The organism is Acinetobacter lactucae, assembly GCF_013122135.1.
GTDB lineage: Bacteria > Pseudomonadota > Gammaproteobacteria > Pseudomonadales > Moraxellaceae > Acinetobacter > Acinetobacter lactucae.
Map to the genome: position 1 here is coordinate 3,650,437 of NZ_CP053391.1, position 22,393 is coordinate 3,672,829.

A 22,393-nucleotide genomic window follows, 5' to 3' on the forward strand; every position below is an offset into this window, starting at 1 on the left:
TTTTTTAGTGCCAGTCTAAACTTAGAATTGTTCTGAGTTTAATGCTTGGCTGAATGCTTGGTCTACTTCGCTGAAGTCATTGTGAAGCTCATGTTCTGCAGCTTCTGCTTCTTGACGACGACGTTCTAGGTGGTATGCAAGACCAGTACCTGCTGGAATCAAGCGACCTACTACAACGTTTTCTTTCAAGCCACGTAAATCATCTTCTTTACCTGTTACAGCCGCTTCAGTTAACACACGAGTTGTTTCCTGGAACGATGCAGCAGAGATGAACGAGTCAGTAGAAAGCGATGCTTTCGTAATACCCATTAATTGACGTTCAAACTTCGCAGGGAACTTGTTCTGAGCCAAGACAGCTTGGTTCTCTTGAACAACGCGAATGTAATCCACTTGCTCGCCTTTGATGAAGCTTGTATCACCACCATCAGTGATATCAACTTTACGCAACATTTGACGTACGATAACTTCAATGTGCTTATCGTTGATTTTTACACCTTGGAGACGGTAAACGTCTTGAACTTCGTTCACGATGTAGTTAGTTAATGCAACTTCACCTTTCAAACGCAAGATGTCATGAGGGTTTTGTGGACCATCAGAAATAGTTTCACCACGGTTCACATGCTCGCCTTCGAATACGTTGATTTGACGCCATTTTGGAATCAATTCTTCGTAAATCTCAGAACCATCATCAGGAGTAATTACCAAACGGTTTTTACCCTTAGTCTCTTTACCGAAGCTTACAACGCCTGATACTTCAGCAAGAATTGCATGCTCTTTTGGTTTACGCGCTTCGAACAAGTCAGCTACACGCGGAAGACCACCGGTAATATCACGAGTACGTGATGTTTCTTGTGGTACACGACCAATAACGTCACCCACACCGATCGTTTCGCCATCACGGACAGTCACGATTGTGTTTTGTGGCAAGAAGTAGAACTGTTCGCCGCCATCTGTTGTATCCAACACGATTGCAGGACGTAAATCTTTACCAGAAGCAGGACGAGCTGTTACAGGCAAGATTTCAACAGTAGTCATACCAGTTGCATCATCAGTTTTCGATGTTGCAGTTACGCCATCAGCGATTTGGCTGAAACGTGCTTTACCAGCAACTTCTGTTACCAATGGATGTGTATGCGGATCCCAAGTCGCTACGATACCGCCAGCTTCTACAGCTTCACCATCTTTCAACAAGATGCTTGCACCGTAAGGAAGTTTATAGCGCTCACGCTCACGACCTAAATCATCGGCAATACCAATTTCACCTGAACGTGAAACTGAAACCAAGTGGCCTTTTGCATGTTGTACAGTTTTCACGTTATGGAAACGTACAGTACCTTTGTTACGTACTTGAACACTGTTCGCAGCAGAAGTTCGGCTCGCAGCACCACCAACGTGGAACGTACGCATCGTTAACTGTGTACCTGGCTCACCAATTGACTGTGCAGCCATTACACCCACTGATTCACCTGGGTTCACCAAGTGACCACGTGCAAGGTCACGACCATAACAACGAGCACACACACCGAATGTTGATTCACATGCGATTACTGAACGTACTTTAACTTCATCGACACCAGCTTCTTCAAGCTGAGCTGCGATTTTCTCGTCAATTAACGTACCACGAGGTAATACAACTTCATCATCAGATGCACGACGTACATCTTCAGCAGTTACACGACCTAATACGCGGTCACGTAATGGCTCGATGACATCACCACCCTGAATGAATGGTGTCATTACTAAACCACCCGCTGTACCACAGTCAGGTTCAGTAATTACCAAGTCTTGCGCTACGTCTACAAGACGACGAGTCAAGTAACCAGAGTTCGCAGTTTTCAATGCTGTATCGGCCAAACCTTTACGCGCACCATGTGTAGAAATAAAGTACTGAAGTACTGTTAAACCTTCACGGAAGTTCGCTTTAATCGGAGTCTCAATAATCGAGCCATCCGGTTTTGCCATCAAACCACGCATACCAGCAAGCTGACGAATCTGCGCCGCACTACCACGGGCACCGGAGTCAGACATCATATAGATGCTGTTGAATGATTTTTGCTTCTCGTCTTCACCTTGTTTGTTTTTCACAAGTGTATAAGACAAGTTATCCATCATTGCTTTAGCAACTTGGTCGTTTGTACGCGCCCAGATATCGACAACTTTGTTATAACGCTCACCAGCAGTTACGAAACCTTGTTCGAACTGTTGTTCGATTTCACGAACTTCTGTTTCCGCTTTATCAATAATTGTCTGTTTAGTAGGTGGAATAAGCATGTCTTCCATACCTACCGATACACCTGAACGAGTCGCTTGACGGAAGCCCAAGTACATTAATTGGTCAGCGAAGATAACTGTATCTTTCAAACCAAGTTTACGGTAGCAAGAGTTGATCAATTTAGAGATATTCTTTTTAGTCATCTCAAGGTTGATCATGTCAAAGCTTAAGCCTTGTGGAACAATTTCCCAAAGCAAACAACGACCAGGAGTTGTATCAACAATAATAGTTTGGTGTTCACGCTCACCATTTTCATTGATAACAGTTTGATGTACACGTACTTTAACACGTGCATGGATCGCAACCTGACCAGTAGCAAGTGCACGGTTTACTTCATGAGTATCCGCAAACACCATACCTTCACCTTTGGCATTTACAGCATCACGTGTGATGTAGTAAAGACCCAAGACAACGTCCTGAGAAGGAACAATGATCGGTTCACCGTTTGCTGGTGACAAGATGTTGTTTGTTGACATCATCAATGCACGAGCTTCTAACTGTGCTTCAAGTGTCAACGGAACGTGTACCGCCATTTGGTCACCATCGAAGTCGGCGTTAAACGCAGCACAAACGAGTGGGTGAAGACGGATTGCCTTACCTTCAATAAGAATAGGTTCAAATGCTTGAAGACCTAAACGGTGAAGTGTTGGCGCACGGTTCAACATTACCGGGTGTTGACGAATTACAGAAGCAAGAACGTCCCAAACTTCCGGAGTCTCACGCTCAACCATTTTCTTCGCAGCTTTAATGGTAGTCGCCTGACCTGAAGCTTGTAGTTTCGCGAAAATGAATGGCTTGAATAATTCAAGTGCCATTTTCTTCGGAAGACCACATTGGTGAAGACGTAAAGTAGGACCTACAGTAATTACCGAACGACCCGAATAGTCAACACGCTTACCTAATAAGTTCTGACGGAAACGACCTTGTTTACCTTTGATCATATCTGCCAAAGATTTTAATGGACGCTTGTTAGAACCAGTAATTGCACGACCACGACGACCGTTATCAAGCAATGCATCTACAGACTCTTGTAACATACGTTTTTCGTTACGTACGATAATATCTGGAGCAGCAAGGTCAAGAAGACGCTTCAAACGGTTATTACGGTTAATGACACGACGATATAAATCGTTTAAGTCAGAAGTCGCGAAACGACCACCTTCAAGTGGAACTAATGGACGTAAATCAGGTGGAAGTACAGGAAGTACATTCATCACCATCCATTCTGGCTTGTTGTTTGAATCTTTGAATGCTTCCATCAATTTCAAGCGTTTAGACGCTTTTTTCAACTTCGTTTCAGAAGTTGTTTGAGGGATTTCTTCACGTAAACGTGCGATTTCAGCTTCAAGATCGATATCTTTCAACAAGTCCTGAACCGCTTCTGCCCCCATTTTCGCAGTGAATTCATCACCGTGTTCTTCAAGTGCATTGAAGTACTCTTCGTCTGTTAAAAGTTGATACTTTTCAAACGGAGTCATACCAGGGTCAGTTACAACGTATGATTCGAAATACAATACACGTTCGATATCACGCAGTGTCATATCAAGTAATAAACCGATACGGCTCGGTAACGATTTTAAGAACCAGATATGTGCAACTGGAGAAGCAAGTTCAATGTGACCCATACGTTCACGACGAACTTTCGCTGTAGTTACTTCAACGCCACATTTTTCACAAATGACGCCTTTGTATTTCATACGCTTGTATTTACCACACAAGCATTCGTAATCTTTTACTGGACCAAAGATTTTGGCACAGAACAAACCGTCACGTTCTGGTTTAAAAGTACGGTAGTTAATTGTCTCAGGTTTTTTAACTTCACCATGAGACCATGACTTAATCATTTCTGGTGACGCAAGACCAATACGGATACGGTCAAACTCAATTGGTGCATGACCATCTGAGTCCGTTTTCTTACGCATGATATCGAGCAAGTCTTTCAATTTTTTTCTCCGTGTGTCGGGAAGCAACGCTTGCCCGACTGGGTCACAAATATTGTTTTTACCTAAAAAATCGTGAGTCTTACGACTTAATCACCATTTTTCAGTTCAATGTTGATACCTAAAGAACGGATCTCTTTGGTCAATACGTTGAACGATTCAGGCATACCCGGATCCATATAATGGTTACCATCTACAATATTCTTATAGATGCGTGTACGACCTTCAACGTCATCCGACTTAACAGTTAACATCTCTTGGAGAGTATATGCTGCGCCGTAAGCTTCGAGTGCCCAGACCTCCATCTCACCGAAACGCTGACCACCGAATTGTGCTTTACCACCAAGCGGTTGCTGTGTAACAAGAGAGTAAGAACCAGTTGAACGCGCATGCATTTTGTCATCAACCAAGTGGTTCAATTTGAGCATGTACATGTAACCCACAGTTACAGGACGATCAAACTGTTCACCAGTACGGCCATCAAACAATACTGTTTGACCAGTACGAGAGATACCAGCTAACTCAAGTAAGTCTTTAATTTGACCTTCTTCAGCACCATCAAATACAGGAGTAGCCAAAGGCACACCAGCACGTAAGTTGCCTGAAAGAGCTAAGACTTCAGCATCAGTTAAGCTGTCAAGATCTTCTTGCTCACCACCGACTTTGTTATAAATCTTGTCTAAGAATTCACGCAGTTCTAAAACTGTACGCTGTTCTTTCAACATTTTTTCGATTTTATCACCAAGCCCTTTAGCCGCCATACCCAAGTGAGTCTCAAGAATCTGACCCACGTTCATACGAGATGGTACGCCCAACGGGTTCAATACGATATCTACTGGTACACCGTTAGCATCATGTGGCATGTCTTCAACAGGTAGGATGTTAGATACAACACCTTTGTTACCGTGACGACCAGCCATCTTATCACCAGGCTGAATACGACGTTTAACAGCTAAGTAAACTTTAACAACTTTCAATACGCCAGTTGTTAATTCATCACCTGTTGCAAGCTTACGTTTCTTCTCAGCGAATTTCTCGTCAATTTCTGCGCTCTTTTCTTTTAAGAACACTTGAATTTGAGTTAAACGCTCAGCGATTGCTTCATCTGCTGGTTGAATTTCAAGCAAATCAACAAGCTCTAAACCAGATAACACGTCTTCAACGAGTTTGTCACCACGTTTAGTTGAACCACCGCCATTAGACTCTTGGCCTTTAAGCAAACGAATTACACGCTCACGAGCTGCTTCTTCAAAGATCTTGTATTCTTCTTTCAAGTCTTTACGGTAAGCATCAAGCTGTGCTTTTTCGATAGCTAGTGCACGGTCATCTTTCTCTAAGCCATCACGAGTGAAGACTTGAACGTCGATAACTGTACCTTTAGTACCAGATGGAACACGTAAAGATGAATCTTTAACATCAGCTGCTTTCTCACCAAAGATTGCGCGAAGCAATTTTTCTTCAGGAGTTAACTGAGTTTCACCTTTAGGCGTTACTTTACCAACAAGGATGTCACCTGCTGTAACTTCAGCACCGATATAAACGATACCTGATTCATCAAGTTTAGAAAGTGCAGCTTCACCAACGTTAGGAATATCGGCAGTAATTTCTTCTGCACCTAACTTAGTATCACGCGCTACACAAGATAATTCTTGAATATGAATAGAAGTTAAACGGTCTTCTTGAAGTACACGCTCAGATAATAAGATCGAGTCTTCGTAGTTGTAACCATTCCAAGTCATGAACGCAACGCGCATGTTTTGACCAAGCGCAAGCTCACCCATATCTGTAGACGGACCGTCTGCCAAGATATCACCGCGAGCAACTTTGTCGCCTAAATTCACGATAATATTTTGGTTAATACAAGTGTTCTGGTTAGAACGCGTATATTTAATGAGGTTGTAGATATCTACACCAGCCTCACCAGCAATCATTTCATCTTCGTTTACACGAATAACGATACGAGAAGCATCTACGTATTCAATTGCACCACCACGGTTTGCGATCACACACACACCTGAGTCACGTGCAACGTTCGCTTCCATACCTGTACCTACAAGCGGTTTATCCGCACGTAGAGTAGGAACTGCCTGACGTTGCATGTTTGAACCCATAAGCGCACGGTTCGCGTCATCGTGTTCAAGGAATGGAATAAGTGATGCAGCAACAGATACAACCTGCTGAGCAGAAACGTCCATATGCGTCACTTTTTCTGGTGGCATACGTACGAATTCACCTTGATGACGAACAGAAACAAACTCTTCTGTTAAGTTGCCATCTTTATCTACTGCAGAATCGGCCTGTGCAATAACAGTACCTACTTCTTCAATAGCAGAAAGGTATTCAACAGCATCAGTTACTCGACCATCTACCACTTTACGGTAAGGTGTTTCCAAGAAACCGAAGTCATTTGCTTTTGCATATACAGAAAGCGAGTTGATCAAACCAATGTTTGGACCTTCCGGCGTTTCAATTGGACATACACGACCATAGTGAGTTTGATGTACGTCACGTACCTCAAAGCCCGCACGTTCACGTGTTAAACCACCAGGCCCAAGCGCTGATACACGACGCTTATGGGTAATCTCAGATAATGGGTTGTTTTGGTCCATGAACTGAGATAACTGGCTTGAACCAAAGAATTCTTTGATTGCAGCTGCAACTGGTTTAGCGTTAATTAAATCTTGCGGAGACAAGTTATCTGTTTCTGCTTGGCTTAAACGCTCTTTAACAGCACGTTCAACACGAACCAAACCAACACGGAATTGGTTTTCAGTCATTTCACCAACAGAACGTACACGACGGTTACCCAAGTGATCGATATCGTCGACTTCACCTTTACCGTTACGGATTTCAACTAATGTACGTAATACATCAATGATATCTTCGTGCGATAAAATACCTTCTACTTCACGTGACTTCTGGTCAGTACCAACTTCGTATGGACGACCCAAACGACGGTTGAACTTCATACGACCTACTGGAGATAAGTCATAACGCTCAGAAGAGAAGAATAAGTTATTGAATAAGTTTTCAGCAGCTTCTTTTGTTGGCGGCTCGCCTGGACGCATTACTTTATAGATTTCAACTAATGCTTCTTCACGGCCAGCAGTTGTATCTGCACGTAATGTGTCAGCAACAAACGAACCACGGTCAATATCGTTCGTAAATAAGATATTGAACTGTTTAACACCACCTTCTGCTAGTTTCACCATAACTTCATGGCTTAACAAAGTATTAGCGGCAATTACTTCACCATCACGTAAAGTAATATTTTCAGCAGTAATACGCTCATATAAGTATTCATCTGGAACTGAAAGTTTTGTTAAACCAGCAGCTTCCATTTGACGTACGTGACGAGCATTAATACGCTTACCTTGCTCAACAATAACTTTACCGTCATTGTCAGCAATATCAAATTGCGCCATTTCCCCACGTAAACGTTCAGGTACTAGGTCAATCTGGTAACTGCCCATATCAAGATACACAGGTACTTTTTCATAGAACAAATTCAAGATTTGTTCGTTGTTATAACCCAGTGCACGTAATACAACAGTAGCAAGTAATTTACGACGACGGTCAATACGTACGTAAACTAAGTCTTTCGCATCAAATTCGAAGTCTAACCATGAACCACGGTAAGGAATAATACGTGCTGAATACAACACTTTACCACTTGAGTGGGTTTTACCTTTATCGTGATCAAAGAAAACGCCTGGTGAACGGTGTAATTGAGATACGATTACACGCTCAGTACCATTAATGACGAATGTACCGTTTTCAGTCATGAGTGGAATTTCACCCATATAGACTTCTTGTTCTCGTACGTCTTTAATTGATTTAGTTTCGCGATCTTTAATAATCAAACGAATTTTAACGCGCATTGGTGCCGCATAAGTCGAACCACGAAGAATACATTCGCGTACATCGAACTCAGGTTTACCAAGGCTATACTCAACAAATTCTAAAGCAGCATTGCCAGAATAACTTTCGATAGGAAAAACTGAACGAAATGCGGCTTGGAGACCGATATCTTCGCGGTTTTTTGGAGTTTTGCCATCTTGCAAGAATGTTCTGTACGAATCGACCTGAATCGATAGTAAGTACGGTGCATCCATTACTTGGGGCAATTTACCAAAATTCTTACGGATCCGTTTCTTTTCGGTATATGAGTATGCCATCTGGAGTCCTCGGAAAGTAAACTAAGCCCGCCTGCAGAACGGGCTCAGAAGGAATTACGCAGGCCGATATGGCCACCACTGTTTACAAATGCTGCAATTTTTAGTGGTATAAAAACGCTTAACAATATTTTTAAAAAAGAAAAATATTGGTAAACATTTGAAATTACTTGTTTTATTTCGAATTTCTCAAAAATCAAACAAAACTAACAAAAATCGAGCCGATTATTGTAACGCAAAAAGGCTGATGACCCAAGAGCCATCAGCCATTTTATGGAGCCGATTTAAAAACCGACTCCTTTTACAATTACTTAAGTGTAACTGTAGCACCAGCTTCTTCAAGTTTCTTCTTAAGTTCTTCGCCTTCTTCTTTAGAAACGCCTTCTTTAAGAACTTGAGGAGCACCTTCAACTAGGTCTTTAGCTTCTTTAAGACCAAGACCAGTTGCTTCACGAACTGCTTTAATTACAGCTACTTTGTTAGCACCGAAAGAAGTCAACTCAACGTTGAATTCAGATTGTTCTTCAGCAGCAGCAGCAGCGCCACCAGCTGGAGCAGCAACAGCAACAGCTGCAGCTGAAACGTTGAATTTCTCTTCGAAAGCAGAAATTAATTCAACAAGTTCAAGAACAGTTTTTTCAGCAACTGCGTTTAAGATTTCTTCGTTAGTTAAAGCCATGAGAATAACTCCAAATGGATATTGAATGGTGTGTAAAATTGATTAAGCAGCTTCTGACTCGTTTTTCTCTTTGAGCGCTGTAATAAGGCGACCCAATTTCGAAATAGGAGCTTGAAGGACAGAGGCAAGCATAGTAAGAGCTTTCTCTTGGTTCGGAAGGTTTGCAATTACGCTAACGTCAGCACCTTGATAAACTTTGCCGTCAAATGCAGCAGCTTTTAACTCAAATGCTTTGTTAGTTTTAGCAAAATCTTCGAACAAACGTGCAGCTGCACCCATGTCATCTTCAGAAGTTGAAAAACCTAGAATTGTTGGACCAACAAGGTTGTCGTTCAAGATATTGAATTGAGTATCTTGAAGTGCGCGTTTAGCCAAAGTGTTACGTACAATACGTGTAGAAACACCTAACTTACGAGCTTCAACACGAAGTGTTGTTAATTGCTCTACGCTTAAGCCTTGGTAGTCAGCAACAACGGCTGCAAACGCCTTAGAAGCAACTTCACTTACTTCCGCAACGATCTGTTTTTTGTCTTCAATAAGAAGAGCCATTGTAAAACCTCCTAAGGTGATTTATGTACCCAATGGGCACACTCCCAATTCGTAAGCCTCTCGACTTACACGCGGAGGAGGAACAAATCACACCACCGCGTCTACGCAGGCTGGTTTATTAAGAAAAGTGCTATTCGAAAACAACATCTTTTCGCCTGAGGTCTTTGACGCTGATAAATTCTCATTTATCAATTCAAAGTCCGCCTGATGAGTAAGGGATGAAGCTTTGCTCCACCCCACCTAATAAAAATATTTTTATTTGGGCTCTGTCCTCAATCAGGACTTTAAAATTCTTTACTAAGTCTAGACTTAGTTAGAAACGTTGTTTACATCAACAGTAAGACCAGGACCCATAGTTGAGCTCAAAGTGATCTTTTTGATGTATACACCTTTAGAAGTTGCAGGTTTTAACTTTTTCAAGTCAGCAACTAAAGTTTCAACGTTTTGACGGATAGCAGCAGCATCAAAGCCTAATTGACCGATCGCAGCATGGATAATACCCGCTTTGTCTACACGGTAACGAGCCTGACCAGATTTAGCGTTTTTAACAGCATTCGCTACATCAGGAGTTACAGTACCAACTTTAGGGTTTGGCATTAAACCACGTGGACCAAGAATTGTACCGAGCTTACCAACAACACGCATAGCGTCAGGAGCAGCGATTACAACATCAAAGTCAAGGTTTCCACCCTGGATGCTTTCAGCAAGGTCATCAAAACCTACAACATCAGCACCAGCTTCTTTCGCAGCTTCTGCTTGAGCGCCTTGAGCAAATACAGCTACACGTACAGTTTTACCAGTACCTGCAGGTAATGTAGTTGCACCACGAACAACCTGATCAGATTTACGTGGATCTACACCAAGGTTTACAGCCACATCCAAAGATTCTTTGAATTTTGCAGCAGGTAGGCTGTTAAGAACTTGTACCGCTTCTTCCAAAGTGTAAACTTTGTTTGCTTCAACAGCAGCAGCAATGGCTTTTTGACGTTTAGTTAACTTTGCCATGTCTTATAGCTCCACTTCCAAGCCCATAGAACGTGCAGAACCAGCGATGGTACGAACACGTGCGTCTAAATCAGCACCAGTTAAATCCGGTTCTTTAGTAGTCGCAATTTCTTCTAACTGAGCACGAGTCAACTTACCAACTTTAGTTTTGTTTGGTACAGATGAACCCTTTTGAATACCAGCAGCTTTCTTAAGAAGAATAGAAGCTGGAGGAGTTTTCATGATGAATGTGAACGACTTGTCGTTGTACACAGTAATCACTACAGGAATTGGAAGACCTGGTTCAACTTTTTGTGTAGCAGCATTGAATTCTTTACAGAATGCCATGATGTTTACACCACGTTGACCTAACGCAGGACCAATTGGTGGAGATGGATTTGCTTTACCAGCTGGAACTTGCAGCTTGATATAGCCGTCAATCTTCTTAGCCATTTTAAAATACCTCTGGGTACAAACGCCGCTAGGCTCCCCAATCTTTACGCAACACTACTGTTACAACAACAATGCCCGATAAAATCGGGCGCTTTTCAACCAATTGAGATTAAATCGTTTTTTCGACTTGGCGAAACTCGAGTTCAACCTGAGTTGGTCGATTAAATACATTAATCGTCAACGTTAAACGTGACTTATCGTATTGAACCTCTTCCACCACACCTTTAAAGTCTGTGAATGGACCGTCAATAACAAGTAATTCTTCACCTGGCTCAAACATCGTTTTAGGACGTGGTGCTTCACCAGTATTACGTACACGCGCAAGAATCGCATCTGCTTCACGCTGAGTGATTGGTGCTGGTTTTTCAGGTGTACCACCGATAAAACCTAGAACCTTTGGACATTCTTTAACAATATGCCAAGTATCATCATTCATTTCCATTTCGACTAACACATAGCCAGGAAAGAATTTACGCTCAGATTTACGTTTCTTACCATCCTTCATTTCTACCACTTCTTCGGTAGGAACAAGGACATCACCAAAGCTATCAGCAACAGCGCTACGCTGGATTCGTTCTGTAAGTGAACGCAACACTTGTTTTTCATAGCCAGAGTAGGCATGAATAATGTACCAACGTTTCATAGCTCTTTTACCCGATAATCAACTTAATTAACCAACCCAAACCATAGTCAAAGCACCATAAAACCAGTGATGCAACAACTACAACCAATAGAACCTGCCACGAAGTAGTGACTGTTTCCTGTTTTGTTGGCCAAGTTACTCGACGCAATTCGACTCGTGCATCTTTTAGCAAACGAACGAAGCCTTTACCTTGATGGGTGGCGTATAATAAACCTAAAGCCACAACGATACAAGCAAAAATTGCCCCAACGCGCACCCAAACATTATTTGCAGGCGCCCAATACGCTGGTAAGTGCTGATTCACCATGGTAGCTAAAAGCAACAATGCTATTGCAATCACCCATAGAACAACGTCTAGAGGCGAACCAGAACGAACAACTTCAGCAGAATTATTTCTTTGAGGAATTGGCGCGTCGCTCAATGCGTCACGCGGTTTATCATTCGACATTTTTGTACTCGTCGTAGAACTCGCGACTTATTATATGAACAACTAAGCCAGCATCAAGCTTTTTATTTCAAAATATGGCAGGTCAGGAGGGACTCGAACCCCCAACATTCGGTTTTGGAGACCGACGCTCTACCAATTGAACTACTGACCTATAATGCAAGTTGAGAGCCAAAGCCCTCAACCTGAGACGTAATCCGTCACTATAATATGCTTATGCAGTTACTTTCGCAACAACACCAGCACCTACAGTACGACCACCTTCACGGATCGCAAAACGTAGACCTGGGTCCATTGCGATTGGGTGGATTAATTCTACTGACATTTCAACGTTGTCGCCTGGCATAACCATTTCAACGCCGTCTTGTAATTGGATTGCACCAGTTACGTCAGTTGTACGGAAGTAGAATTGTGGACGGTAACCATTTAAGAATGGAGTGTGACGACCACCTTCTTCTTTAGAAAGTACGTATACTTCTGCATCGAATTTAGTGTGCGGCTTGATTGTACCTGGTTTAGCAAGTACTTGACCACGTTGTACGTCTTCACGCTTAGTACCACGAAGTAAGATACCACAGTTCTCACCTGCACGGCCTTCGTCAAGAAGTTTACGGAACATTTCTACGCCAGTTACAGTTGTTTTAACTGTATCTTTAATACCAACGATCTCTACTTCTTCACCAACTTTAACGATACCAGCTTCTACACGGCCTGTTACTACAGTACCACGACCAGAAATTGAGAATACGTCTTCGATTGGCATTAAGAATGCTTTGTCGATAGCACGTTCTGGTTCTGGGATGTAAGAGTCAAGCGCTTCAACAAGAGCAAGAACTGAAGACTCACCATATTGACCAGCATCGCCTTCCAACGCTTTAAGCGCAGAACCACGGATAACTGGAGTGTCATCACCTGGGAAGTCATAAGTAGAAAGAAGTTCACGAACCTCCATTTCTACTAATTCAAGTAATTCTTCATCATCAACAAGGTCACACTTGTTCAAGAATACGATGATGTAAGGTACACCAACCTGACGAGAAAGAAGGATGTGTTCACGAGTTTGTGGCATTGGACCGTCAGTCGCAGCACACACAAGGATCGCGCCGTCCATCTGAGCAGCACCAGTAATCATGTTTTTAACGTAATCGGCGTGGCCCGGGCAGTCAACGTGCGCGTAGTGACGAATTGGAGAATCGTATTCTACGTGTGAAGTATTAATTGTAATACCACGTGCTTTTTCTTCAGGTGCTGAGTCGATTTGTGAGTAATCTTTCGCTTCACCGCCGTAAGTTTTTGCACAAATTGTTGCAATCGCAGCAGTTAAAGTTGTTTTACCATGGTCAACGTGACCGATTGTGCCCACGTTTACGTGTGGCTTATTACGTTCAAACTTAGCCTTAGCCATGTTTATAGTCCTCGTTTACGTCGAACACAATTCTGAGCAAAAACCCAGCATCGACATATCGCCAAAAAAATCAAACACCCAATACTTGAAAAGCAGACTAATAAGCCTGCTTTTTAAATCTTTGTAGAAAATCTACTAAACTGTATCTGGAGCTCTTATCGAGATTTGAACTCGAGACCTCTCCCTTACCAAGGGAGTGCTCTACCACTGAGCTATAAGAGCGATTATCCTTCGATGGAGCGGGAGACGAGGATCGAACTCGCGACATGCAGCTTGGAAGGCTGCCGCTCTACCAACTGAGCTACTCCCGCACTGTGTTGGTATATACCACTTCAATCGAAGTTAATGGTGGTGAGAGAAGGATTCGAACCTTCGAAACTTTCGTAGCGGAGTTACAGTCCGCCCCCTTTGACCGCTCGGGAATCTCACCATATCACACTTATTTCAGTGTTGTCCTTTACTTCACAACTACACACCTTTAAGATGGTGCCGGCACACGGATTCGAACTGTGGACCTACTGATTACAAGTCAGTTGCTCTACCAACTGAGCTATGCCGGCTCTTCTTAGTGTTTCGTACGTTTCGTATCGGAACGGTGTGCAGTTTAGCAAAACTTCCAAACGATGCAAGCGGTTTTTTTAAAAAAACCGCTAAAAACTTATAAAATCAATCCGTTTGACGATAATTCAACCGCTTTGATCACTGCGCGAGCTTTTATTTGCGTTTCATTCCATTCAGATTCAGGATTTGAGTCCGCAACCAGACCTGCTCCAGCCTGTACATAGACTTTTTTATCTCGGATAACACAAGTACGGATTGCAATCGACATATCCATTTCACCGTGCCATCCTAAATATCCTACTGCCCCACCAAAGACACCTCTTTTTACAGGCTCAACTTCATCAATAATTTCCATTGCACGAATTTTTGGTGCACCTGACAAAGTACCTGCAGGGAAAGTCGCCTTAAATACATCTAGCGCATCAATATCATCACGAACTTCACCTTGTACATTTGAAACAATGTGCATGACATGCGAATAGCGCTCAATCACCATTTGATCAGTCACTTGGACCTTTCCAATTTTAGAAACTCGCCCGACATCATTTCGACCAAGGTCAATCAGCATTAAATGCTCTGCGATTTCTTTTTCATCCGAAAGTAAGTCTTTTTCTAAAGCAATATCTTCTTCTTTAGTTTTTCCACGAGGTCTGGTACCTGCAAGCGGACGTACTGTCGCAATACCATTTTCGAGGCGAGAAAGAATTTCTGGTGATGACCCTACAATATGAAATGGCTTTTTATCTGTAATGGTTTGTCCTTGTACCAAAAATAAATAAGGCGAAGGATTTAAATGACGCAAAGCACGATAGACCTGTAAAGCTTCCCCATCAAAATCAGAAACCATACGCTGGCCCGGAACAACCTGCATCACATCACCCGCACGGATGTATTCTTTAACCTTTTCTATGGTCTCTAGGAATTTTTCTTTGCCGGTAATTGATTCAAAATGTGGAGGTGTATGTGGCTTAGCTTGCAAACTTACTGGTGTAGCCAACAATTGCTCTAATTGATCTAACTTTTGTTGAGCATCTTCATAAGCATTTGGCTGGGTAGTGTCGGCATGAACAATTAAGAATAAAGTATCTTTAAGGTTGTCAAAGACAATAACCGTCTTTGATAGCATTAACCATAAATCTGGCAATGTAATGGGATCAGCCGCAGGGACATTTTTTAAACGTGGTTCTATGTAGCGAACCGCATCATAGCCCAAATACCCCACTAATCCGCCCGTAAAACTCGGTAAGTTTGGTAACAGTTCAGCAGAAGGCACTTTAAACTGTTTCTGGAATTCACGAATATATTGAAATGGATCTTGGCAATCTTGTTGTGTGATTGAACCATCAGCATGCTGTATAGATAGAATACCAGCATTACATGAGAACACCGTCGACTCGCCTAAGCCAATCATAGAATAGCGCGCCCAATTTTCACCGCCTTCGACGGACTCAAATAAATAAGCCTGTGTCTGGTCTTTAAAACGAGCAAAAACAGATAAAGGAGTTTCTGTGTCTGCTAAGCGTTGGCGATAGACTGGAATCGTGTTGTAGCCTAAAGCCTTAAGTTGTTCAAATTGCGCTAATGTAGTCATGAATTCTTCTCTAATATGGTTTCGATTTAAAAGGGTGTTTTTCTAGATTCGATTTAGACACGCCATCGAAAAACCATACGCTTATTCATGCTGATCTCCATTTCATTCATTAGATAATTAACTCAGCCAAACTATCAACAACTTGCTGAGGTTGGCAATCATAGATATTTTCTCCATGATTATAGCCATAGCTAACTACAATACAATCAATTCCCGCGCGACGCGCAGCCTCAATATCATTACTTGAATCGCCAATCATTAATGATTGTGAAGAAGATATTTTTAGGCTTTGCATGCAATGCAATAATGGCAATGGATGAGGCTTTCTCTCAGGTAAGCTATCCCCACCAAGTACGACTTGAAAATATGAAGAGAGCTGTAAAGCATCAAGCAAACCTTGGGCAAGTTGTACAGGCTTATTGGTAACGCATGCCATCTGTATATTTAAAGTTTTACAATGTTTTAAAAACTCGGTTACACCAGGATAAATTTGAGTATTTACACAGAGTTCTACACTGTATATATCAATAAATTTCTGTAATAAGAGTTTATGTTGTTCAGAGTCTAATATTCCAAAAATATGAAGTAGAACACTCTCACAGAGCTTAGATGCTCCTTTACCCACCCATTCTCGTATTTGTTTCTCTGTTACTAAAGGCCATTCTAGTTCTTCTAAACTTAAATTCATTGATCGATATAAATCAGCAGCAGAGTCAACTAGCGTCCCATCTAGATCAAATAAAATTAAATTACGTTTATTTAGTTGTGCAACAGACATCTTTTTCTACTCAAAATTAAAAAGGCATGCGTTTAGCATGCCTTGATTGTAAAAGCAGCAACGGATTATTTAAAGAATAACCATGCTAATACAGCTAAAATTACCAAAATAATAATCGTGATTAAACCAACTGAAGCATTTTTCTGTTGCTCCTTTTCTTCAGCAACACGAGAAACTGGCTCATCAAAAGCGATAGGCGTTTGTTGTTGTGCATTGATATCTACACCTTCTGGAATAGGTGCAGGCTTTGGAATAGAAATATTCTGCGGCATACCATCGCGACGAACTTCTACTTCTGCAGCACGCTCTGCAAGGCTCGGCATTCCTTGATCGCTTAAATCTGGAGATGATGTTGTATTTACAGGCTCGGCTTCAATTTCAGGTAATTCCGTGATTGCCTGTGCAGGTGCGAATACAGAAAATTTAAAACCAGCAAACTGAACAATATCACCATCATGTAGCTGCTTTTCTTGCTCAATACGAATATCGTTTACAAATGTGCCATTCGATGAATTAAGGTCTTGCACCCATAGCGCCTGATCTTTTAAAAGCAATGCCGCGTGGCGACGTGAAATCTCAGCAGCTTGTAACAATACATCGGCATCTTGATGACGCCCTACCAACATATCACGATCAACACTAATTTCTTGGCCAGTAATTTCACCAGTAATTGCTTGTAGTTTCCAAGTCATGCGTATATCCCATTCATTTTTATCAATCATAACATGCTACTACTGTGCTGTGCTTGGGCGCAGTGTCGTTGTTGTTACTGTATTTTTAGTACGATTAACTTCAGGATTAGGCAACTGCAAGGTTTGCTTTTGAACCGTTGGCTCTACTGCCACAGGTGTAATTACCGTCGAGGTTTTTCCACCTGATGGAACCTGCTGATAATTTTTTGGCTGAGAGGCAATACTAGGTGGTGTCATTTTTTGATTATAGACATCATCAACCTGCTCAGGTAATTTTGCAAAATTGCCATTTTTATCCATAGCCAATTGCAAACTATAAAGCTGGTTATAGCGCTGCTGAGACAAACGACGCACATCATTTGCATCACCCACAATTGTTGGGTGGATAAAAACAAGAAGATTACGCTTCACATTACTTCGAGTATCCGAGCGGAATAACCGGCCTAAATAAGGAATACTACTTAACCCAGGAATACCTTGACGGTTAAACTCAACATCATCAGATACCAAACCACCTAAAACAACTGTCTGTCCATGTTCTGCTAATACAGCCGTTTTAATAGCACGCTTGTTGGTAATTAAGTCGGCAGCTTGGCCTTTACTTGCCTGAACATTTGAAACTTCCTGTTCAATCTCAAGTCGAACTGTGCCATTTTCACCAATGTGAGGTATAACTTTTAATGTTACACCGACATCTTTTCGCTCAACTGTTGTGTATGGATTAATCCCCGTACTATTGGTAGTAACTGACCCTGTTACAAATGGAACATTCTGGCCGACAACAATATATGCTTCTTCATTGTCCATCGTTACAATAGAAGGAGTAGATAATAAATTAGAAGCCGTATTCTCTTTTAAAGCCTGAATTAAAGCTCCATACAATTGACGAGAACCATCTGCACCCTCTTTATACTTCCCTAATGCAATTGAACTACCGGCTCCAATTGCACTCCCCAAACCAGAAGCACCACCAGTTAAGTAACCTGCTGCCAATGAAGCTAGACTTGAACCTGCATTCGTAAAGTTAATTAGACCAATACCACTATTAATGTCACCAAGTGCCCATTGCACCCCTAATTGATCGGCATCTTTACCTGAAACCTCAATAATTGCAGCTTCAATCAGAACTTGCTGACGGCGAACATCGAGCTGCTGAATAGCAGATTCAATTTCGCGCATTAATTGAGGATCTGCCTTAACCACTAACGAGTTTTGGGCATTATCCGCAATAATGCTCACACCATTTTGGCTAAAGCTAGAGATACTGTTCTGATTACTATTATTTGAATTACCATTTAGATTAATGGATGGCGTAGAAATTGAGCTACCATTTGAACCAGAGGTGTTTGAACTGGAATTCTGGTTATTACCCATCAAGTTATTGATCGGATTCGATGTATTAGAAGAACTGTTATTACTATTTGATGAAGAAACGGCCTGTCCCGTCACAAGACCTTGTAAAATCTCAGATAAATTTTTTGCACTTGCATATTTCAAGCGAAAAACTTTTAACCCCCCCAAACGGTCTGCCGAAGGTACATCCAGCATTTCAATCATATGGCGAATGCGCTTACGCGTTTCAGGATCGCCCTTAACTAAAATACGATTGGTACGGTTGTCTGCAATAATACGGATACGTGCACCATTAAAATCTTTAGATGCCCCCGTAGCACTCATCGCCTCCAGCTGGGTAATGATTTCTTCAGCTTGGCTCGATTGAAGACCTATTGCCTCAATATCATTCTGTCCAGTGCCATCCAGATTACGAATAATATTTTCAAGTTGATAAATATTGGCCGCACGGTCCGAAACAATCAGCGCATTAGTCCCTGCAATCGCAGCCATATGCGCAAATTGTGGCATTAATGGACGAAGTGCTGGAATTAAATCATTAGGATTGGTGTTTTCAAGCCAAATGACTCGAGTAACAATCTGATCACCACGCAATTTATTTCGCGAATCGTAAGGAATTCCCGAGTTTTTAACATTGCTATCCGGAACCAATTTAATGGTATTCCCCGAAGGAATTGCTACCACTCCATTCACATTTAAGACCCCAAGAAACAGGTCATAAACTTCATTTTTATTGAGGGGCTTATTCGATATTACTGTGACGTTGCCACGCACTCGTGGATCTACTGCAAAGTTTTTACCCGTAATGTCTGCCACTTCATTAATAAATGCAGTTAAGTCAGCATCACGTAAATTGATCTTCCATGTTTGGGCATAGACGCTGCTGCTCACTGTCGCAATCAATGGGGCTGCTGCAAGTAATGCCCAAAGTGGACGTTGATGATTCAATAAAGCCATAACTTGCGATAATTCCTAACTCTTATGGTGACGTGTTATCACTAAAAATTTTGTTGTATGGTCATCACTTGATCACCACGTTTTATTTCTATTTTCACTTGCCCAGCTCGACGAGCCTGTTCAAGTAACTGCACATCCGTTTGTCCCTGCCCAACCGTTTGACCGTTTAAAGAAACAATCCGATCACCCGGCCTTAAACCTAACTTATTTCGAAGCGCTGTGGGTGTACGTTCTGTAACTTCAAAACCTTCACTAGAGTTCCCACTAACGCCCATGTCACGTAGATATTGTTCACGGTTGCCTTGCATTTGCTGAATAGCCTGTCCTAACGCCTCTTGAGTCGTATTGACAGGTGCCGATGACTGAGGCGCAGTAGTAGCAGGTTGTGAAGCATCTGGTGTCATAGGCTGATATAAACCATTTGGCAAACCTTTAAACTGAAGTTCACGAGTACCTCCATTACCTTGACGCAATATCACGTGATCCCAATAAACTTCCGCCAACTGATAAGAGGTAGAGCCTATTGTTTCTCCCACCCGATATCGATCAGCAGTATTATCTAGCTTAATAACAGCCGAGGAAAAACGATTTGGATAACCCAGCATCACACCTTGTAATTCTAGGTTGACATTTTCCTGAGCTGCATTGGCTGAAGGTTCATTAAAAAGCGAAAAAGTACTAATGTTAGGAATTTGTGGCTGCTGCGATCCTAACTCTACCCGATCAAATTGCATCATTTGAGGAGGCGCAATTACCCACCAAAATAATGAAGCTAACTTCCAACACAACCATAAAATCAAAAAGGCAAATACAACCACACTTAACCGGTCTAATTTTTGCCATTGTAGTTGCTGTAATTTCTCAATCCATACTTTCATTAGTTACCCCCTTGTATTAAGGGTTGACGAGAACTAATGACAAACGTATCTAAACCAGCTTTTCCATCATAAGATGGAATATTGAGCAATAATCTTTGCGTGAGCTGCACATCAAGCATCATATTGGCATCTAATAAAAGATTCGCCATTTTTTGATTGCGTTGATCACGTATATCAACTTGCAACTGTCCATTTTGATCCGTTAATTGCCCATTTAAAGAAGGCATATTCATACGGTCTTGACGATCACCGATATTATAAATTAAAACACCGCCACCCCAATGCAATTGACCATCAACTGCGGCGAAACCCTGCTCTTTTTTATAATTAAACTCAATATCTTTAAGCTGAATACTATTTGCAGGCCATTGCCAATTTACAATTTGTTTTAATGTTTCAGGCGCGACCTGACCATTCATAGCCTTTACAATTACTTTTTTCCCCACACCATAACCCATTACCCCAGATAACTGGGTATTTCCACTATGGATATCTACGTCAGCAGCGAACCGTAATAAAAATAGGTCTAGAGGTCTAGTTTTCCAATGAATCGAGCCTCTCAACGTACCACGCCGCCAATCTGCTTGGCCTTGCCAGATATTTCCGCTTACATTGTGTAGAGTTTGATTATTCTTTGAAAATTTAGAAATAAGCCACGTCGCTGGGATCTGTAAAATAATAAAAATTAAAAATGCAATGAGGGCAAAAAACCACCACTTCCATTGCTTAGACTTTTTCTTCATTCAGCCTTACCAACATGCAAATTATCGTCCTTATTTTGAGAGTAGCTCCCTAGTCTGACATTATGCATACTTTTTCAACATCGCCAATTCACTTCATATAAAAAAACCAAGCAATCTGGCTTGGCTTTGGTATTAAGACTATAAGTTGAACGTATGACAAAATCATGAAAACTTGGTGCTCATTGAACTAAATGCACATTTGATCTCAACAATTCATTTAAAGAAGAATTTAAGCACTCATTTTTCAAATAATATTTATAGCAAGATTTTGAGATATTTTTATAAATAAAAAAGCCAAGCAAATTTGCTTGGCTTTTTAAATCGGCACTATGATTAGATTAAGAAATCTTCTAGTTTTGCGCCTTTTTCAATTTCAGCAACTAACCAGCGTGGTTGTTTACCACGACCAGTCCAAGTCTCTTCAGCATTGTTTTTGTTGCGGTAACGAGGCTCAACAGATTTACGAGTTGTTTTCTTACGTTTTTGAGCACCAAACTCAAGAAGTTGTTCAACACTGAAACCTACATTTTCAGCAATCTCGATAATTTGATTATAAGCATCTTCAATTGCTTGATCTTTTTTACTTGCAATTAAAGCTTCTGCTTCTTCTTGTAAGCGTTTTAACTCTTCAACAGATAATTCACTGATATCCGGTTTCATTAATAAATACTCCAGTCTTACAGACAATTCAAAATAATACAGACAAAATTTAAAAACATAAAATCAAGACCAATATTATTTATAATCTATTCAATAAGCAATAGTTTGAAAGCCGTGTTCATCAGAATAACTAAAAAAATTACCTTTTAATTACATTATCAATTATAAATGAAATATATTTTATTAATATTTATTTAAGATAAATGTATTAAGTCATGTCCTACTGATTTTTCTAGTTCAATAATTTTTTGTTTTATGTCCTGAGGTATTTCACATTTTCGTTCTGTTAATTTATCCATGCATACCAGAACAGCCTCAGCAGTAGCCACGATTTGTTGTTGGGTTTCACTCCACAATATATAGGCCATACGGAATGCGCTATTACGGAGCTCTTCCACGCGAACACCGACTTTCAATACATCGGGATAAAAAACAGGCCTTAAATATTTACACTGACTTGAAGCAACAACGGGATATATTTGGGGGGTTAATATATTTATTGCTTCCATATATAAAATACGTGAGCTTTCAATATATCGATAATATTGTACATTATTGACATGACCAAAAGCGTCCATATCTCCCCATGCGACTTTCTGTTCATATATTATCGGGTAGACAGACAGTTCTTTCAT

At 41.3% G+C, this 22,393-nt stretch carries 17 protein-coding genes and 5 tRNA genes; all 22 read right to left on the reverse strand.

Going from position 1 to position 22,393, the window contains the following annotated elements; all coding sequences use genetic code 11:
- Positions 1-21: 21 nt before the first annotated feature.
- Complete coding sequence (gene rpoC, locus HLV59_RS17050; protein ID WP_025470536.1) at positions 22-4,215, reverse strand: DNA-directed RNA polymerase subunit beta'; 4,194 nt, start codon at positions 4,213-4,215, stop codon at positions 22-24.
- Positions 4,216-4,301: 86 nt separating this feature from the next.
- Positions 4,302-8,390: a DNA-directed RNA polymerase subunit beta gene (rpoB, locus tag HLV59_RS17055; RefSeq protein ID WP_061874431.1), complete on the reverse strand. Its 4,089-nt coding sequence runs from the start codon at positions 8,388-8,390 to the stop codon at positions 4,302-4,304.
- A gap of 304 nt (positions 8,391-8,694) precedes the next feature.
- Positions 8,695-9,066, reverse strand: coding sequence for a 50S ribosomal protein L7/L12 (rplL, locus tag HLV59_RS17060; protein ID WP_001229360.1), 372 nt, complete (start codon positions 9,064-9,066; stop codon positions 8,695-8,697).
- Between the two features lie 42 nt (positions 9,067-9,108).
- Positions 9,109-9,615, reverse strand: coding sequence for a 50S ribosomal protein L10 (rplJ, locus tag HLV59_RS17065; protein ID WP_002115099.1), 507 nt, complete (start codon positions 9,613-9,615; stop codon positions 9,109-9,111).
- A gap of 309 nt (positions 9,616-9,924) precedes the next feature.
- Positions 9,925-10,620 (reverse strand): 50S ribosomal protein L1, encoded by a 696-nt coding sequence (gene rplA / locus HLV59_RS17070; RefSeq protein WP_005065788.1) that lies wholly within the window; start codon positions 10,618-10,620, stop codon positions 9,925-9,927.
- Between the two features lie 3 nt (positions 10,621-10,623).
- The gene (gene rplK, locus HLV59_RS17075) at positions 10,624-11,052 is read right to left on the reverse strand and encodes a 50S ribosomal protein L11 (protein WP_001074682.1); all 429 of its coding nucleotides are present in this window, start codon (positions 11,050-11,052) and stop codon (positions 10,624-10,626) included.
- Between the two features lie 109 nt (positions 11,053-11,161).
- Positions 11,162-11,695 carry a transcription termination/antitermination protein NusG gene (gene nusG / locus HLV59_RS17080; protein ID WP_016142418.1) on the reverse strand — a complete coding sequence of 178 codons (534 nt, stop codon included), beginning with the start codon at positions 11,693-11,695 and terminating at the stop codon, positions 11,162-11,164.
- A 7-nt stretch (positions 11,696-11,702) separates the two neighbouring features.
- Positions 11,703-12,143 (reverse strand): preprotein translocase subunit SecE, encoded by a 441-nt coding sequence (gene secE, locus HLV59_RS17085; RefSeq protein WP_081175482.1) that lies wholly within the window; start codon positions 12,141-12,143, stop codon positions 11,703-11,705.
- Positions 12,144-12,218: 75 nt separating this feature from the next.
- Positions 12,219-12,294: transfer RNA gene (locus HLV59_RS17090), tRNA-Trp, on the reverse strand.
- A gap of 60 nt (positions 12,295-12,354) precedes the next feature.
- The gene (gene tuf / locus HLV59_RS17095) at positions 12,355-13,545 is read right to left on the reverse strand and encodes an elongation factor Tu (RefSeq protein ID WP_005065785.1); all 1,191 of its coding nucleotides are present in this window, start codon (positions 13,543-13,545) and stop codon (positions 12,355-12,357) included.
- A 147-nt stretch (positions 13,546-13,692) separates the two neighbouring features.
- Positions 13,693-13,767, reverse strand: a tRNA-Thr gene (locus HLV59_RS17100).
- Between the two features lie 13 nt (positions 13,768-13,780).
- Positions 13,781-13,856 (reverse strand) — tRNA-Gly (locus tag HLV59_RS17105).
- A gap of 35 nt (positions 13,857-13,891) precedes the next feature.
- Positions 13,892-13,975, reverse strand: a tRNA-Tyr gene (locus tag HLV59_RS17110).
- Between the two features lie 54 nt (positions 13,976-14,029).
- Positions 14,030-14,105 (reverse strand) — tRNA-Thr (locus HLV59_RS17115).
- Between the two features lie 98 nt (positions 14,106-14,203).
- A complete protein-coding gene (gene trpE, locus HLV59_RS17120) occupies positions 14,204-15,697 on the reverse strand; it encodes an anthranilate synthase component I (protein WP_016144133.1) in 1,494 nt (497 codons plus the stop codon).
- A gap of 109 nt (positions 15,698-15,806) precedes the next feature.
- A complete protein-coding gene (locus HLV59_RS17125) occupies positions 15,807-16,475 on the reverse strand; it encodes a phosphoglycolate phosphatase (protein ID WP_163120044.1) in 669 nt (222 codons plus the stop codon).
- Between the two features lie 65 nt (positions 16,476-16,540).
- Positions 16,541-17,167, reverse strand: a complete 627-nt coding sequence (locus HLV59_RS17130; RefSeq protein WP_016144131.1) for an FHA domain-containing protein — start codon at positions 17,165-17,167, stop codon at positions 16,541-16,543.
- 39 nt (positions 17,168-17,206) lie between these two features.
- On the reverse strand, positions 17,207-19,477 hold the full coding sequence (gene gspD / locus HLV59_RS17135; RefSeq protein ID WP_171430431.1) for a type II secretion system secretin GspD: 2,271 nt from the start codon (positions 19,475-19,477) through the stop codon (positions 17,207-17,209).
- 41 nt (positions 19,478-19,518) lie between these two features.
- Positions 19,519-20,355, reverse strand: coding sequence for a type II secretion system protein N (locus HLV59_RS17140; RefSeq protein ID WP_171430432.1), 837 nt, complete (start codon positions 20,353-20,355; stop codon positions 19,519-19,521).
- Positions 20,355-21,098, reverse strand: coding sequence for a type II secretion system protein N (gene gspN, locus HLV59_RS17145; RefSeq protein ID WP_125739237.1), 744 nt, complete (start codon positions 21,096-21,098; stop codon positions 20,355-20,357). Before gspN ends, HLV59_RS17140 begins: the two co-directional genes overlap by 1 nt.
- A 333-nt stretch (positions 21,099-21,431) precedes the next feature.
- Positions 21,432-21,758 (reverse strand): H-NS histone family protein, encoded by a 327-nt coding sequence (locus HLV59_RS17150; protein WP_000801427.1) that lies wholly within the window; start codon positions 21,756-21,758, stop codon positions 21,432-21,434.
- A gap of 194 nt (positions 21,759-21,952) precedes the next feature.
- Positions 21,953-22,393 (reverse strand): acyl-CoA thioesterase, encoded by a 441-nt coding sequence (locus HLV59_RS17155; RefSeq protein ID WP_171430433.1) that lies wholly within the window; start codon positions 22,391-22,393, stop codon positions 21,953-21,955.

What these genes read in the sequence shown, in the direction of transcription:
- rpoB (WP_061874431.1), bottom strand. Translation starts at nt 8,390, where the DNA reads ATGGCATACTCATATACCGAAAAGAAACGGATCCGTAAGAATTTTGGT.
- rplL (WP_001229360.1), bottom strand. Translation starts at nt 9,066, where the DNA reads ATGGCTTTAACTAACGAAGAAATCTTAAACGCAGTTGCTGAAAAAACT.
- rplJ (WP_002115099.1), bottom strand. Translation starts at nt 9,615, where the DNA reads ATGGCTCTTCTTATTGAAGACAAAAAACAGATCGTTGCGGAAGTAAGT.
- rplA (WP_005065788.1), bottom strand. Translation starts at nt 10,620, where the DNA reads ATGGCAAAGTTAACTAAACGTCAAAAAGCCATTGCTGCTGCTGTTGAA.
- rplK (WP_001074682.1), bottom strand. Translation starts at nt 11,052, where the DNA reads ATGGCTAAGAAGATTGACGGCTATATCAAGCTGCAAGTTCCAGCTGGT.
- nusG (WP_016142418.1), bottom strand. Translation starts at nt 11,695, where the DNA reads ATGAAACGTTGGTACATTATTCATGCCTACTCTGGCTATGAAAAACAA.
- secE (WP_081175482.1), bottom strand. Translation starts at nt 12,143, where the DNA reads ATGTCGAATGATAAACCGCGTGACGCATTGAGCGACGCGCCAATTCCT.
- tuf (WP_005065785.1), bottom strand. Translation starts at nt 13,545, where the DNA reads ATGGCTAAGGCTAAGTTTGAACGTAATAAGCCACACGTAAACGTGGGC.
- trpE (WP_016144133.1), bottom strand. Translation starts at nt 15,697, where the DNA reads ATGACTACATTAGCGCAATTTGAACAACTTAAGGCTTTAGGCTACAAC.
- HLV59_RS17125 (WP_163120044.1), bottom strand. Translation starts at nt 16,475, where the DNA reads ATGTCTGTTGCACAACTAAATAAACGTAATTTAATTTTATTTGATCTA.
- HLV59_RS17130 (WP_016144131.1), bottom strand. Translation starts at nt 17,167, where the DNA reads ATGACTTGGAAACTACAAGCAATTACTGGTGAAATTACTGGCCAAGAA.
- gspD (WP_171430431.1), bottom strand. Translation starts at nt 19,477, where the DNA reads ATGGCTTTATTGAATCATCAACGTCCACTTTGGGCATTACTTGCAGCA.
- HLV59_RS17140 (WP_171430432.1), bottom strand. Translation starts at nt 20,355, where the DNA reads ATGAAAGTATGGATTGAGAAATTACAGCAACTACAATGGCAAAAATTA.
- gspN (WP_125739237.1), bottom strand. Translation starts at nt 21,098, where the DNA reads ATGAAGAAAAAGTCTAAGCAATGGAAGTGGTGGTTTTTTGCCCTCATT.
- HLV59_RS17150 (WP_000801427.1), bottom strand. Translation starts at nt 21,758, where the DNA reads ATGAAACCGGATATCAGTGAATTATCTGTTGAAGAGTTAAAACGCTTA.
- HLV59_RS17155 (WP_171430433.1), bottom strand. Translation starts at nt 22,393, where the DNA reads ATGAAAGAACTGTCTGTCTACCCGATAATATATGAACAGAAAGTCGCA.